Annotated in this window: 13 protein-coding genes; 9 read left to right on the top strand and 4 right to left on the bottom strand. The window is 60.4% G+C overall.

Annotated features, from left to right (window positions below):
• Positions 1-57: 57 nt before the first annotated feature.
• The 4 genes from VOI35_RS06895 (at position 58) to VOI35_RS06880 (ending at position 5,309) form a co-directional block, all read left to right on the top strand.
• Positions 58-573, top strand: a complete 516-nt coding sequence (locus tag VOI35_RS06895; protein ID WP_407275332.1) for a CYTH domain-containing protein — start codon at positions 58-60, stop codon at positions 571-573.
• Complete coding sequence (locus tag VOI35_RS06890) at positions 570-1,208, top strand: response regulator (RefSeq protein ID WP_407275331.1); 639 nt, start codon at positions 570-572, stop codon at positions 1,206-1,208. Before VOI35_RS06895 ends, VOI35_RS06890 begins: the two co-directional genes overlap by 4 nt.
• Positions 1,205-3,034: an excinuclease ABC subunit UvrC gene (gene uvrC / locus VOI35_RS06885; protein ID WP_407275330.1), complete on the top strand. Its 1,830-nt coding sequence runs from the start codon at positions 1,205-1,207 to the stop codon at positions 3,032-3,034. The genes VOI35_RS06890 and uvrC overlap by 4 nt, the downstream gene beginning before the upstream one ends.
• A 67-nt stretch (positions 3,035-3,101) precedes the next feature.
• Positions 3,102-5,309, top strand: a complete 2,208-nt coding sequence (locus tag VOI35_RS06880) for a mechanosensitive ion channel domain-containing protein (RefSeq protein WP_407275329.1) — start codon at positions 3,102-3,104, stop codon at positions 5,307-5,309.
• Positions 5,310-5,312: 3 nt separating this feature from the next.
• Here the strand turns inward: VOI35_RS06880 and VOI35_RS06875 are convergent, their stop codons facing one another.
• Positions 5,313-5,867: a pyridoxamine 5'-phosphate oxidase family protein gene (locus VOI35_RS06875; RefSeq protein ID WP_407275328.1), complete on the bottom strand. Its 555-nt coding sequence runs from the start codon at positions 5,865-5,867 to the stop codon at positions 5,313-5,315.
• An 80-nt stretch (positions 5,868-5,947) separates the two neighbouring features.
• Between VOI35_RS06875 and VOI35_RS06870 the strand changes: the two genes are divergently transcribed.
• Positions 5,948-6,295 carry a hypothetical protein gene (locus VOI35_RS06870; RefSeq protein WP_407275327.1) on the top strand — a complete coding sequence of 116 codons (348 nt, stop codon included), beginning with the start codon at positions 5,948-5,950 and terminating at the stop codon, positions 6,293-6,295.
• A gap of 32 nt (positions 6,296-6,327) precedes the next feature.
• Here VOI35_RS06870 and radA read toward each other — a convergent pair whose 3' ends face one another.
• On the bottom strand, positions 6,328-7,710 hold the full coding sequence (radA, locus tag VOI35_RS06865) for a DNA repair protein RadA (RefSeq protein WP_407275326.1): 1,383 nt from the start codon (positions 7,708-7,710) through the stop codon (positions 6,328-6,330).
• Positions 7,711-7,714: 4 nt separating this feature from the next.
• A complete protein-coding gene (locus tag VOI35_RS06860) occupies positions 7,715-8,980 on the bottom strand; it encodes an HlyC/CorC family transporter (RefSeq protein WP_407275325.1) in 1,266 nt (421 codons plus the stop codon).
• 262 nt (positions 8,981-9,242) lie between these two features.
• Here VOI35_RS06860 and flgB point away from each other — a divergent pair, with 262 nt between their 5' ends.
• The 4 genes from flgB to flgE are packed head-to-tail and all read left to right on the top strand — an operon-like array spanning position 9,243 to position 12,171.
• On the top strand, positions 9,243-9,647 hold the full coding sequence (gene flgB / locus VOI35_RS06855) for a flagellar basal body rod protein FlgB (protein ID WP_407275324.1): 405 nt from the start codon (positions 9,243-9,245) through the stop codon (positions 9,645-9,647).
• A gap of 36 nt (positions 9,648-9,683) precedes the next feature.
• Positions 9,684-10,085, top strand: coding sequence for a flagellar basal body rod protein FlgC (flgC, locus tag VOI35_RS06850; protein ID WP_407275323.1), 402 nt, complete (start codon positions 9,684-9,686; stop codon positions 10,083-10,085).
• 42 nt (positions 10,086-10,127) lie between these two features.
• Positions 10,128-10,877: a flagellar hook assembly protein FlgD gene (locus VOI35_RS06845; protein WP_407275322.1), complete on the top strand. Its 750-nt coding sequence runs from the start codon at positions 10,128-10,130 to the stop codon at positions 10,875-10,877.
• A 40-nt stretch (positions 10,878-10,917) separates the two neighbouring features.
• Entirely contained in the window at positions 10,918-12,171 is a 1,254-nt protein-coding gene (gene flgE / locus VOI35_RS06840) for a flagellar hook protein FlgE (protein ID WP_407275321.1), read from the top strand.
• A gap of 72 nt (positions 12,172-12,243) precedes the next feature.
• Here flgE and trxA read toward each other — a convergent pair whose 3' ends face one another.
• Entirely contained in the window at positions 12,244-13,107 is an 864-nt protein-coding gene (gene trxA / locus VOI35_RS06835; protein ID WP_407275320.1) for a thioredoxin, read from the bottom strand.
• Positions 13,108-13,120: the final 13 nt, after the last annotated feature.

Genomic DNA, 13,120 nt, shown 5'->3' with positions numbered 1-13,120 from the left:
GCTTGTTGAATCGATTCAGGGATGGATTGGTTCAGTTCTTCCTTGGAGGGAAAGACGATGGCGCAAGAAATCGAACGCAAATTTTTGCTGGCTTCAGAGGACTGGCGGGCGGCGGTGACGCACAGTCAGCGCATGGCGCAGGGGTACCTGACCCGTCTCGATGGCGATCTGCGTGCTTCGGTGCGGGTGCGAATTGCGGCCGATCAAGCCTGGCTGAACTTCAAAAGTCTGACCCTGGGCATCGCGCGGCTCGAATATGAATATCCCATTCCGCTGCGGGATGCGGAAGAAATGCTGCAGCAATTGTGCGTGGATGGCCGGATCGAAAAAACCCGTCACTATATCCCGCAAGGGGCGCTGACTTGGGAAATCGATGAATTCTGGGGTGAGAATGCGGGGTTGATCGTGGCGGAAATCGAACTCCCTTCGGTCGATACTGCCGTCGAACTGCCGGCATGGATTGCCACCGAAGTGACGGATGATCCGCGTTACTACAATGTGGCGCTGGCCATCCGCCCCTATCAGCGTTGGGGGGATGCCCCCGCCTTTGGATTCGAGGTGAGCGCGCAATGATTCGGGTCATGATCGTCGATGATCACACCATGGTGCGTAAAGCGCTGGCGCACTTGATCGGTAGTGAACAGGGCATCGAGGTGGTGGCGGAGGCCGACAGTGGCGAGGCAGCGCTGGCCAAATTGAAGACCGATCCGGTCGATGTCGTGCTCTGTGACATCCACATGCCCGGCATGGGTGGGTTGGAAGCCATCCGCCGGATTCAGGCGCGCTACACCGATACGGGGCTGATCGCGGTCACGGCGGAGGCGGATGCTGCGCTGGCGCGTTCGGTGCTCGAAATTGGCGTGCATGGTTATGTCACCAAGGATGCGCCGCCGCACGAGTTGATTACTGCCATTGAAAACGCCAGTCACAAAACTCGATTCATTTCTTCGCGGATTGCGCAGGAAATCGCGCTGCACTCGATGCGCAAGACCGCCGACCCATTCGAGACGCTCTCCAGCCGGGAGCAGCAAGTGTTGATGATGATCCTCGATGGAAAATCCAACCAGTTCATCTCCGACGCGCTGTGCGTGAGCCCGAAAACCGTGAGTACCTACAAAGTCCGGTTGCAGGAAAAGTTGGGCGTGACCAACGACATCGAATTGATGCGCCTGGCGGTCAAATCCGGGCGGCTTGTGATCAACGAATGACTGAGATCGGGTTCAACCCCGAACAGCTTCTGCCGCTGCTGAGCGAACGCCCTGGGGTGTACCGGATGTATGGCGCGGACGATGCCGTGCTGTATGTCGGCAAGGCGCGCAATCTCAAAGCGCGGGTCTCTAGTTATTTTCGGGGGCAGCAATCACTGAAAACCCAGGCGCTGGTTCGCCAGATCGCCCGCATCGAAACCACGGTGACGGCTTCGGAGAGCGAGGCCCTGCTGCTGGAAAGCAACCTCATCAAAGCGTATCGACCCCGCTACAACATTTTGCTGCGCGATGACAAAAGTTATCCGTGGATTTATCTGTCCAGCGAACAACCGTATCCGCGCTTGGCCTATCACCGAGGGGCGCGCAAGGCGCCGGGGCGATATTTCGGCCCCTACAGCGCCGCCAGTGCCGTGCGCGAGACCTTGGCACTGCTGGAAAAGGTGTTTAAGGTGCGTCAATGCGAGGACAGCATGTTCCGCAACCGCAGCCGACCCTGCCTGCAATATCAGATCGGCCGCTGCAAAGCGCCCTGCGTCGGGTTTGTTTCTGAGGAAGCGTATGCCCAGGATGTGCAAGACACGGTGGCGTTTCTGTCGGGCAAGAGTCAGGCGCTGATCGAAGCCCTGGTCTTGCGGATGGAGCAGGCGGCTGAACGCCTGGCGTTCGAAGAGGCGGCGGTTCTCCGGGATCAGATCAGCCAGTTGCGCGCGATCAGCCAGCAGCAGACGGTGACCGGCGTGCAGGGCGATGCCGATGTGCTGGCCGGCGTGACTGTGCAGGGCTTGACTGCCGTGGCGGTTTCCACCATTCGGGATGGGCGGCATCTCGGTACGCGGGCGTTTTTCCCGACGGTGCCGGATGGACACACCTTGCCGGAGATCCTCGAAGCGTTTATCGGCCAGTATTACGCCGAGCGCAGCCCGCCGCCGCAGGTGTTGTGTTCGGTCTTGGGCGATGACCCCGCCTTTCTCGCCGCCGGGTTGAGCCAGGCGCGCGGAAGCAAGGTGGTGCTGCGGGTGCCGCAGCGTGGCGTGGCGCGCGAATGGGTACAGCAAACCCTGCAGAACGCGACCCTCGCGGCGGGCGAGCGGTTGGCGACCCGGGCGGGCTTGGCGCAGCGGTTTGCGGCGCTGGCCGAGCGGCTCGGTATCCCCTCGCTGGAGCGCTTGGAGTGCTTTGATATTTCCCACACGCAAGGCGAGGCGACGGTGGCTTCCTGCGTGGTGTTCGGCATCGAAGGGGCGCAAAAGGATCAATATCGCCGGTACCGCATCGAAGGCATTACCGGCGGGGATGATTACGCGGCGATGCATCAGGCGCTCACGCGCCGTTTTGGCCGGGCGGTCGCCGAACAGGGGCGTTTGCCGCAGGTTTTGCTGATCGATGGTGGCGCGGGGCAGGTGGCGCAGGCGGTGGCTGTGCTCGCGGCATTGTCGATTTCGAGCGTTCAGATCATTGGGGTGGCCAAAGGGCCGGAGCGCCGCCCAGGAGAAGAACGGTTGATCTGGCCGAAGTCGGCGGAGGGGCAGCCCGCCGAAGTCCGGCTCGATCCGCACGATCCGGCCTTGCATCTGATTCAGCAGGTGCGTGATGAAGCCCACCGGTTTGCGATTACCGGTCATCGCGCCCAGCGCCATAAAGCGCGCACCCAATCGGATCTGGAAAAAATCCCGGGGGTTGGCGCGAAGCGGCGGCAGCAGTTGCTCAAACAGTTTGGCGGGATTCAGGGCTTGCGTCAGGCAAGCGCGGCCGAACTTTCGACCGTGCCGGGGATCTCGACATCTCTGGCGCAGACCATCCACGCCTGGTTGCATGAGGGCGGTTGAGGGCGGGGAGCCGTCGGTCGGATCGTGCTATGCTTCTTTGATCTATTCAATAAACTGATTGATTTACATGAGAATTTTGTTTCGTTGGTTTTTAATTGCCTGCCTCGGGTTATCTCTGCCTGTTGGGGCGGCAGGGAATCCGCCCCCCTCCGCGCCGCCATCTTCCGGGACGGCGCCTGCCCCCAGCGCGGCGGATTATCAGGCGTTGGCCAAATTGCTGGAGAATCCCGAGTCCCGCGCGGTGATCGTGCAGGAACTGCGGCGGCTTGGCACTGCGCCGGATGCGGCGACACCGGCGGCACAACCCAGCCCTTCATTATCCAGTCAGTTGGCGCAGGAATCGACCGAAGCACTCCAGAAGGCCTGGGTGGAAGCCGAAGCGACGCTGCAACACCTGCACGACGGTTGGCATGAACTGAGTCAACCGGAGGTGGGTTTGACGCTGATTGCGCAAGCCGGGCAGCTCTTGGCGTTGATCGGCATCGCCTACAGTCTGTGGTTCATCGCTGGGCTTTTCGTCCGGCGAATCGCCCAGCGGCTCGATGCTTGGGCGGGTCAGGCAGAGTGCCGTCAGCATTTGCTGCGCGCCGCCCTGGCCTTGTTGGGGCTGGGTAGCTTGGGGCTGCTGATTCTTGCCGCCATCAATGCCTTGGGCACGCTGGTCATTTCCCGCCTGCTGACCGAGGAACCGCTCCAGTTATGGCGGCTCGCGTTGGTTTTGAACGCGTTTGTGCTGCTGGAATTATTGCGGATGGTGCTGCGTCTCATCCTGATGCCGAGCTATGCCGGGCTGCGTCTGTTCGTCACCGATGGGATGCAGGCGGCATTCTGGGTGCGGCGGTTTTCCGTGCTGATTCTCGTATTGGGCTATGGCGTGCTGGTCGTTGTGCCCATCCTGCGGCTGAATGTCGATCTGGCCGCCGCGCAAATCGTGGTCTGGTTACTGGCGATCTTTGGCTTGCTGTATTCCAGCGCGACCATCCTCAGCCAGCGGCGGGCATTGCGGGCATCGATCCGACGCTGGGCGGATCGCCACCCTTCCGGGGTGATCGGCTGGCTGCTGAGGGTTTTGGCGCACGCTTGGCATTACCTCGCTCTGGCCTATGTGGGCATGGTGTTCCTGGTGGGGATGACGCGCCCGGGCGATGCCTTGCCCTTTATCGTCCGGGCCTCGGGTTTGACGATTCTCGCCATTGCGGTGGCCTTGCTGGTTTCGGCGCTGCTGACGCAATGGCTCGACCGGGTGATTCAACTGCCCGATCATCACCGCAAGCGCTTGCCTTCGCTGGAGCCCCGGTTGAATGCGTATTTGCCTTGGCTGCTGCGGCTGATACGCGGTCTGATTTTGCTGGGGACGGTGGGGGTTTTGCTGTCCATCTGGCATGTGCTGGACATGACTACCTGGCTGGGTAGTGCGAAGGTGCAAGGCTGGATGGGTTCGGTGCTGGCCGTGCTGATCATCCTGGGCGGCGCCTTGCTGCTCTGGTTGGTGGTGGCGAGCGCGATTGAAGCGAAATTGAACAGTGAGCATTTGCCGTCCACCCGGGTGCAGACACTGTTGAGCCTGTTTCGCAATGCGGCGGGGGTCTCGCTGCTGATCATCGCCGTGATGATGTCACTGTCGCAGCTTGGGGTGAACATCGGCCCCTTGCTGGCGGGTGCCGGGGTGATAGGTCTGGCGGTGGGTTTTGGCGCGCAAAAGCTGGTGCAGGATGTGATTACCGGGATCTTCATCCAGTTGGAAAACGCGATCAATACCGGGGATGTCATCAGCGTCGGCGGAATTACCGGCACCGCAGAGCGGCTGTCGATTCGTTCAGTCGGCTTGCGCGATGCCTTCGGTACCTACCATATCGTGCCGTTTTCTGCGGTGAGCGTGGTGTCCAATTTCATGCGCGAATTTGCGTTTCACAAGGCGGAATATGGCATTGCGTACCGGGAAAGCATCGATGAGGCGATAGCGGCGTTGCAGTCGGCCTTTGACGAATTGATGACGGATGCCGAGTTGCGCGCCAAAGTGTTGGAGCCGATCAGTATTCCTGGCGTGACGGACCTCGCGGCCAGTTCGGTCAACATTCGCGTGCAGATCAAAACCCGACCCGGCGAGCAATGGGCGGTGGGGCGTGCCTATAATCGGCTGGTGAAAAAGCATTTCGACGCGGCGGGTATCGAGATTCCTTACCCGCACACCACGGTCTATTTCGGCGAGGACAAATCCGGTCATGCGCCGCCGTTGCGGGTACAGAATTTGCCGGGGTCGGATGCCGAGCGCTGAGGTTCAATCGAGGGGATCGGCCAGAATGCCGGTCGGCAGTTGGTCGATGGTGAACTGGTTTTTGTCCTGCCAGTAGCGCGCAATGCCATCGGAACCCTTTTTTTCGGCCCATTGATTGAGGGTGGGGCGGTCTGCTGCGCCGGTCATCAATGGGACGCCGAAGCCGCAGGAAGTTTGTACTTCGTCGATGGCGAAGTCGAAGATTTGCCGTGCGCCGGGGTGGTTCGGGAATTGGGCATGCAGCGTCGCCCACCCCGTATCGCGCGGGTGAATCGCCTGGGCTCGGCCATAGAGCCGCAGGATCAACGGCGGTTCATCGAAGGCGCAAAACATCAGTGTCATGCGCGGGTTCAGGCGGACATGGGCGGCGCTCTCGTTCCCGCTGCCGGTGAGATTGAGCCAGAGCAGGCGCGTGGGGCTCAAGATGCGTAGGCTGTCGAGCCCCTTGGGTGAAAGGTTGATGCGACTGTCGGCCGTGGCGGTGGCGACGAAATAGACCCGTTGCGCTCGAATGAACGCTTCATGCGCGGGTTCGAGCTGCGGATAGCGTTTGGCCATGGGAATTCTGCGGTGGCATTGATCGGGCTCGATCGTAGCGCAAGATTCCGGTATGGCGGCGATTTTTATGGGGGGAAAGCATGGTGAGTTCGCCGTTTGTTTCGTTGATTGCCGCCTGGCAGCAGGCGGATTTCATCCCACGAGCCCAAGCGGCCGTGGCGAGCCTTGGGTTGCGGGGATTGCCCCTGCAAAAGGCCATTTCGTTCGGCAATGTCGCGCTCGATGATGCGCTGAGCGTGCAGATACTGGCGGCGGAACAACGCCCGGAGGGGTATTTTCTGCGGGCCGGGGTGCAATACACCAGCATGATCACGGGCTGCCATTGCGCGGATGATCCCTCGCCGGAAATGGTGGTGCCGGAATACTGCACGGTCGAGCTGCTCATCGACCCGGTGACCGCGCTGCCGACGGTGCGGCTAGTGGATTGATGCTTAGTCGAGCGTCGCTTCGGCGCCTGCCTTCAGAGGATTGCCAATGCCTGGGATAAATGCGCAACCGGCGTGATGTTCAGCCCAGCGATGGGGCGAGCAGGAAGGTTGGCTTTCGGGACGATGGCCTCGGTAAATCCGTGTTTGGCGGCTTCCTGCAATCGTTCCGGCCCGCCGGTGACGGGGCGAATCTCGCCGGCGAGCCCGACTTCGCCAAATACGATCAGCCCGTCGGGCAAGGGGCGGGTACGGAAGCTGGAGACAATGGCCAGCAGGCTGGGCAGATCGGCCGCGGTTTCCGCGACCCGCACGCCGCCGACCACATTGACAAAGACATCCTGATCAAACATGGCCAGCTCGCCGTGACGATGCAGCACGGCGAGCAGCATGGCCAGCCGGTTCTGTTCCAGCCCGACCGTCAAGCGTTTGGCGTTCCCGCCGGGGTGTTCGGCGACCAGCGCCTGCACCTCGATCAGCAAAGGCCGCGTGCCTTCTCGGGTGACGGTAATCACACTGCCGGGTACCGGGCGTTCGTGGCGCGACAAAAAAATGGCGGAGGGGTTGCTGACGGGTTTGAGGCCGCGATCAGTCATCGCAAAGACGCCAATTTCATTGGCTGCGCCGAAGCGGTTTTTCACCGCGCGAATGACCCGGTAGCGGGCACCGGGGTCGCCTTCGAAATACAGCACGGTATCGACCATGTGTTCCAGCACGCGGGGGCCGGCGAGCGCGCCTTCTTTGGTGACATGGCCGACGATAAAGATGGTGACGCCGTGGCGTTTGGCAAAACGGACGAGCTGCGCGGTCGCTTCGCGCAATTGGGAAACTGAGCCGGGCGCGGCGGTCAACCCCTCGGTGTGCAGTGTCTGGATCGAATCGACGACCATCAGGCGCGGCAGCTGGCGCGCGCAATGCGCCAGAATCGCCTCGACCGAGGTTTCGCTCATCAAGGTGATCTGATTGGCTGCGGCGAGATCGGCCTCCATGCGTTGCGCCCGCAGCGCGACCTGTTGCAGCGATTCTTCGCCCGTCACATACAGGCAAGGCCACTGCGCCTGCAGGCGGAGCACGGTTTGCAGCAGCAGCGTGGATTTGCCAATCCCCGGGTCGCCACCAATCAAAATGACGGAACCATCAACCAGGCCACCACCGAGCACGCGATCGAGCTCATCCAGCCCGGTACTTTCGCGCAGGGTCTGTTGGACGCGCACTTCGGAAAGCAGGGTGATCTGCGCCTGCGCGCCGGCATAGCCATTGGCTGCCGCACTCGGCGGGGTGCTTGAGGCGCCCGCGGGCAAACGGATTTCGGTCAGGCTATTCCAGGCGCCACACTCGCTGCAGCGGCCGCTCCATTTCGGAAAATCGGCGCCGCATTCCTGGCAGACAAAGGCGGATTTTTCTTTGGCGCGCGCCATGGTTTCAGTCCGATCCGGTCTTGTGCGGGGTGAGCCGGACGGTGGCGGCTGCGCGATTTTCGACCGAGAGTACGGTCAAGGTGATGTCGCCTTCGGTAATCTGCGCGCCCACCGTGGGCAGGGCTTCGAGCCGTTCGACGATCAGCCCGTTGAGGGTGCTGGCATCCTCCGTGGGGAGATCGATTTCCAGTAAGCGGTTGATTTCCCTTAGGGGCATGGCACCGCGCAGGAGATAGCTACCGTCGGGTTCCTGCTGGATCGGGTTTTCTTCATCGACGGGAGAACTTGTGTAGCTGCCGACGATTTCTTCGAGGATGTCTTCGAGGGTGACAAAGCCCTGGACATCGCCGTATTCATCCACCACGAGCGCCGAGCGGCGGTTTTCTTTCTGGAAGTTGATGAGTTGGGTCGCCAGCGGCGTGCCTTCCGGTACATAGTAGGGTTCCCGCAGCAGGCGCTTGAACCGGCTGGCGGTCAGGCTGCCATCAAGCATCGGCGCGAACAGCCGACGCACATTGATCACCCCGATGGTTTGATCGACCGATCCCTTGTACACGGGCAAACGGCTATAGGGCGCGGCCTTGAGCTGTTCGAGCACGGTTTCCCAAGGTTCGTCGAGATCGATGCCGACGATCTCGGCGCGCGGGATCATCACATCTTCGACCTGGCCTTGTTCGAGATTCAGCACGGCGAGCAACAGACTTTGATACTGCTCGGGGAGATGGCTGGATTCCCGCAGAAGGGTTTGTAGCTCGGCGGCCGTCAAGCCGTGGACGATTTTTTTGCGCGGGTCGATGCCGAATGGCCGCAGCGCGAGGTTGGACAGCCAACCGATCAGCCGGACGAACGGGGCAATGGCGGGCAGGGCAAAGCTATAGATCCAGGCCGCTGGCCAGGCGAATCGTTCCGGCAAGACGGCGGCGGCGCTTTTAGGCGCCACTTCGCCGAAGATCAACAGCAGAAAAGTCAGGACGCCGGTGGCGATGGCCAGACCACTGTCGCCAAACAACCGCAGGCCGATGAGGGTGGCCAGGGACGACACCAGAATATTGGCAAAGGTGTTGCCAAACAGAATCATGCCGAGCAATTGATCGGGTCGTTCGAGCAGTTTTTGCGCGCGTTGCGCCCCGCGATGACCGCGTTGCGCCAGATGACGCAGGCGATAGCGGTTCAAGGAAATCAACGCGGTTTCCGAGCTGGAAAAGAACGCCGAAAGCGCGATGAGCAGGATGAGGAGGGTGATCAGTACGCCTAAGCTGATGTCGTTCAATGCGATCTATCACATGGGAAGGGATCCCCAGTGTACGAAAAAATGGCGGGCTTTGGGGATTGTTGGGGGAATTATGGAGGGAATTGCCGATTCAATCCGCCCGGCCCGTTCAATGCTGGGGCTGACGAAGTCCGCGTCAAGCGGGCGTGAACCCGTAACGGTTTTTCGAGGTTCTCCTTGGTTGGCACGATTATCGCTAAATAACCTGCGGTAGTTATTCGCATCAACTCAGGCGGGTGTCTGGGGACACGGGAGGGCGGTCATGACCGATCGGATCTTTGGTATCCATGGGCTGGCGTTGGCGTATCAGTCCGAACGGATGGGGGTGTTGTCGTCCAACATCGCCAATGCCGATACGCCGAATTTCAAGGCGCGCGATGTGTCTTTCCAGGATGCCTTGCGTGCGGCGGCCGGCCCGATGGCGGGTGAGGGGGGCGCCTTGCCCTTGCAGCGAACCGATCCCCGGCAATTGAGTGCGACCGGCGGCGCCGGTACGGAGTCTCAGCTGCTCTACCGTATTCCCGATCAACCGGCGCTGGATGGCAACACGGTCGATATGGAGCGGGAGCGGGTGCGTTTCACGGAAAATGCGGTGGCTTACCAAACCACCCTGAGTTTTTTGAACAGCCGGATCAAGAGCATCAATTCTGCGTTGACCGGGCAATAAACCCTGACCCGAGGCGGGGTTGGATGGAGGTGAGTGATGGGATTGTTCACGATTTTCAATGTATCGAGCTCGGCCATGGCCGCGCAGACCCTTCGGTTGAATGCCACGGCATCCAACATGGCCAATGCGGAAGCGGTCGCCAGCTCACCCGAGCAAGCTTACAAGGCGCGGGAGCCGGTCTTCGCGCAAACGTTGGAGCGGCAGGGGGGAGTGGGGGTTACCACGGTCGGGGTGACGCAAAGTAATGCGCCCAATCCGGCGATTTATCAGCCGGGTAATCCGCTGGCGGATAAAAATGGCTATGTCTATGGCTCGAATGTGAATCCGGTCGAGGAGATGGTCAATATGTTGTCGGCTTCGCGCGCCTATCAAACCAATGTGCAGATGATGGATACCGCCAAAAATTTGGCGTTACGCACGCTACAGCTTGGGCAGTGAGCCTGAAGCATTCCGCAACTTGAGCTAACGAGGGAATACCCCATGACCACTTCTTCGGTGACGAATTCGACCAACCCGTATGCCAGCCTGGGCATTGCGATCGGGAATACCAGCAGCACCTCGGGAACATCCGCCTCGGGTGCGGCAGCGACGGGCGGCGGCGCGCAGTCGCTCAACATGGATAGTTTCATGACGCTGTTGACCACCCAGCTACAGAATCAGGATCCCACGAATCCGATGGATAACAGTCAGATGGTTGCGCAGTTGGCGCAATTCAGCTCGCTGGAGGGGATCAATCAGCTCAATACCACGGTCAGCGGGTTTCAATCGACCCTGCAGGCCAACCAGGTGATGCAGGCGGCGTCCCTGGTGGGCAAGGCGGCCATCGTCAAGGGCAGCACGGGGTATCTCTACAACACGCAGTCAAGCAATGGCACAACCACGGCCTCCGGCATGATTGGCGCGGTGGACATTCCCACGGGGGCGACCAGCGTGTCGGTGAATATCACCAACAGCGCGGGGCAAGTCGTGAAAACCTTGGCGGTACCCACGACCGGGAATGCACGACCCACCTTCTCTTGGGATGGCAATATGCCCGATGGGAGTCCGGCGCCCGCGGGAACCTACAGCATCAGCGCCAATGCGACGGTCAACGGTCAAGGACAAGCCGCGCAAACCTATGTGGGGGCGGTCATTCAGAGTGTCGGGGTCACGAGCAGCGGGCCGCAGCTTAATTTAGATGGCGGTTTGCCGCCGGCACAGCTCAGTGATGTGGTCGAGATCATTGGGTAAAACCTGAGAATCAATTCAGTCACCGAAAGGAGAATCTGCAATGTCATTCAATACCTCCATTACCGGCATCAATGCCGCCCAGAAAGATCTGGATGTCACCAGTAACAACATCGCCAATGCCAATTCCACCGGCTTCAAAAGCTCGCGGGCGCAGTTCGGCGACATTTATGCCGTGAGCGCCTACGGCAACAGCAAAACCGCGACGGGGCAGGGTGTGTTGACCGAAGCCGTGCAGCAGCAGTTCACGCAGGGGAGTTTGCAGTTCACCAATAACTCGCTGGATTTGGCGATTTCTGGTCAGGGTTTTTTCGCGTTTCAGCCCACGCTCGACAGCCAGCAGTCGGTGTATTCGCGCGCCGGGGCGATGGGGGTGAATAAAGACGGGTTTATCGTCAATGCCGAGGGGCAGTATCTCAAGGCGCTGCCGGTCAATACCAATGGCACACTCAAATCCACCTCCCTGGCGAGTGCGGCGCCAATTCAACTGCCGGTGGCAGCGGGGGCGCCCCAAGCCACCACGACGGTCACCCAGTCGTTCAACCTGCCGGCCAGCGCGACTGCGCCGACGGTGGCCTTTGATCCGACACAAGCCACGCCGGATCCGGCCAGTTACACGCAGGCCAATTCGCAGCAGGTCTATGATTCTCTGGGGAATACCCATACGCTGACCAGTTACTATGTCAAGACCGCCAATCCCAACGAATGGAATGTGTACTATCAGCTCGATACCCAAACGCCGATTCAGGGACCATCGACGCTCACCTTCAATGCCAATGGGCAGTTGCCCACGGCGCCTACGCCTTACAATGTCACTGCCACTGCCGCGAGTCTCGGTACCGGGGCGGCGCCGCTCAGCATCGCCGTGACGACCCAGCCGGATTCCACCCAGTACAACGCGCCGTTCAACATGGCGGCGCAATCGCAAAACGGTAATACCACCGGGCAATTGACGGGTATTTCCGTCGGCAGCAATGGCTTGATTCAGGCGAGTTATTCCAACGGCCAGTCGATTTCTCTCGGCGCGGTGGCGCTGGTGAATTTCAGCGCGCCCCAATCGCTCAAACAGGTGGGCAATAACTCCTGGATTGAAACGGTGGATTCGGGCACGCCCAATGTGGGGCAGCCGGGCACCGGCACTTTTGGTCAGATCCAGGGCGGCGCGCTGGAACAGTCGAATGTCAATATCACTCAAGAACTCGTGAACTTGATTACCGCCCAGCGCAATTTTCAGGCGAACGCGCAGGCGATTCAGGTGGATAAAACCGCCAGCGATTCCGTGCTGCAGATTCGCTGATCCCTGCGCTTTTAGCGTGAAAAAAGCCCCCGGTTTTCGGGGGCTTTTGTTGTGAGGGATGCCGTTAACCGGTTAATGCAGCAGGCTAAACATTTTTCGACGCCAGGTTTTTGCCAGCGGATGATCACTCCCGAGTAGCTCAAATAAATCCAGCATGCCGCGACGCCCCGCATCGTCGTTGAAGTGGCGGTCGCGTTGCATGATCGCGTAGTACTGTGCGAGCGCCTGTTCATAGTCTTGGCGCAGGGCGTACTGTGCGGCAAGCTGCTCACGGGCGGCGAGGTCGTTGCCATCGGCCTCGACGGCTGCGATCAATTCATCGAGCGAGGGGCCATCCTGCGCCTGGTTCGCGAGGTTGATGCGGGCGCGTAATTCTTTCACGGCGGGGCGGGTGGCCACATCCATCGGCAGGGCATCGAGAATCATCAGCGCTTGGGGGCTGTCGCCGGCGCTGAAGATGAACTCGGCAATATCCACCAGCACATCGGTGTTGTTGGGCTCGATGGCATTGGCCTGTTTGAGGATCTCGATGGCGGCCAGCGGGTCGCCCGCCTCCGCCGTGGCGCGGGCGGTTTTGCGCAGCTCTGCCACTTCGTTGAGGATGTGTTTTTCCAGCAGTGCGCGAATCTGGCCTTCAGGCAGCGCGCCCATGAATTGATCGACCGGCTGACCATCAATCACCAGCATCACGGTGGGCAGGCTGCGAATGCCGAAGTGCTGCGCGAGCTGGACTTCGACATCGGTATTTACTTTGGCGAGTTTGAGTTTGCCGGCGTAACTTTCCGTGATTTTGGCGAGCACCGGCATCAGGCTGCGGCAGGGACCGCACCACTCGGCCCAGAAATCGACCAATACCGGGGTTTCGAATGAGGCATCGATGACCTTGGCCTGAAACTCGGGGGCGCTAACTTCGTAAATATGCGGCGAATCGCTCATGATGAAATCCTGT

Source organism: Halothiobacillus sp. DCM-1 (assembly GCF_045689735.1).
GTDB lineage: Bacteria > Pseudomonadota > Gammaproteobacteria > Halothiobacillales > Halothiobacillaceae > Halothiobacillus.
The sequence above is the reverse complement of the archived record's forward strand: the minus strand, read 5'-3'. Positions and strand labels throughout refer to the sequence as shown.

Excerpts from the sequence above, each read along its gene's own strand:
- VOI35_RS06895 (WP_407275332.1), top strand. The coding sequence starts at position 58 with ATGGCGCAAGAAATCGAACGCAAATTTTTGCTGGCTTCAGAGGACTGG.
- VOI35_RS06890 (WP_407275331.1), top strand. The coding sequence starts at position 570 with ATGATTCGGGTCATGATCGTCGATGATCACACCATGGTGCGTAAAGCG.
- uvrC (WP_407275330.1), top strand. The coding sequence starts at position 1,205 with ATGACTGAGATCGGGTTCAACCCCGAACAGCTTCTGCCGCTGCTGAGC.
- VOI35_RS06880 (WP_407275329.1), top strand. The coding sequence starts at position 3,102 with ATGAGAATTTTGTTTCGTTGGTTTTTAATTGCCTGCCTCGGGTTATCT.
- VOI35_RS06875 (WP_407275328.1), bottom strand. The coding sequence starts at position 5,867 with ATGGCCAAACGCTATCCGCAGCTCGAACCCGCGCATGAAGCGTTCATT.
- VOI35_RS06870 (WP_407275327.1), top strand. The coding sequence starts at position 5,948 with ATGGTGAGTTCGCCGTTTGTTTCGTTGATTGCCGCCTGGCAGCAGGCG.
- radA (WP_407275326.1), bottom strand. The coding sequence starts at position 7,710 with ATGGCGCGCGCCAAAGAAAAATCCGCCTTTGTCTGCCAGGAATGCGGC.
- flgB (WP_407275324.1), top strand. The coding sequence starts at position 9,243 with ATGACCGATCGGATCTTTGGTATCCATGGGCTGGCGTTGGCGTATCAG.
- flgC (WP_407275323.1), top strand. The coding sequence starts at position 9,684 with ATGGGATTGTTCACGATTTTCAATGTATCGAGCTCGGCCATGGCCGCG.
- VOI35_RS06845 (WP_407275322.1), top strand. The coding sequence starts at position 10,128 with ATGACCACTTCTTCGGTGACGAATTCGACCAACCCGTATGCCAGCCTG.
- flgE (WP_407275321.1), top strand. The coding sequence starts at position 10,918 with ATGTCATTCAATACCTCCATTACCGGCATCAATGCCGCCCAGAAAGAT.
- trxA (WP_407275320.1), bottom strand. The coding sequence starts at position 13,107 with ATGAGCGATTCGCCGCATATTTACGAAGTTAGCGCCCCCGAGTTTCAG.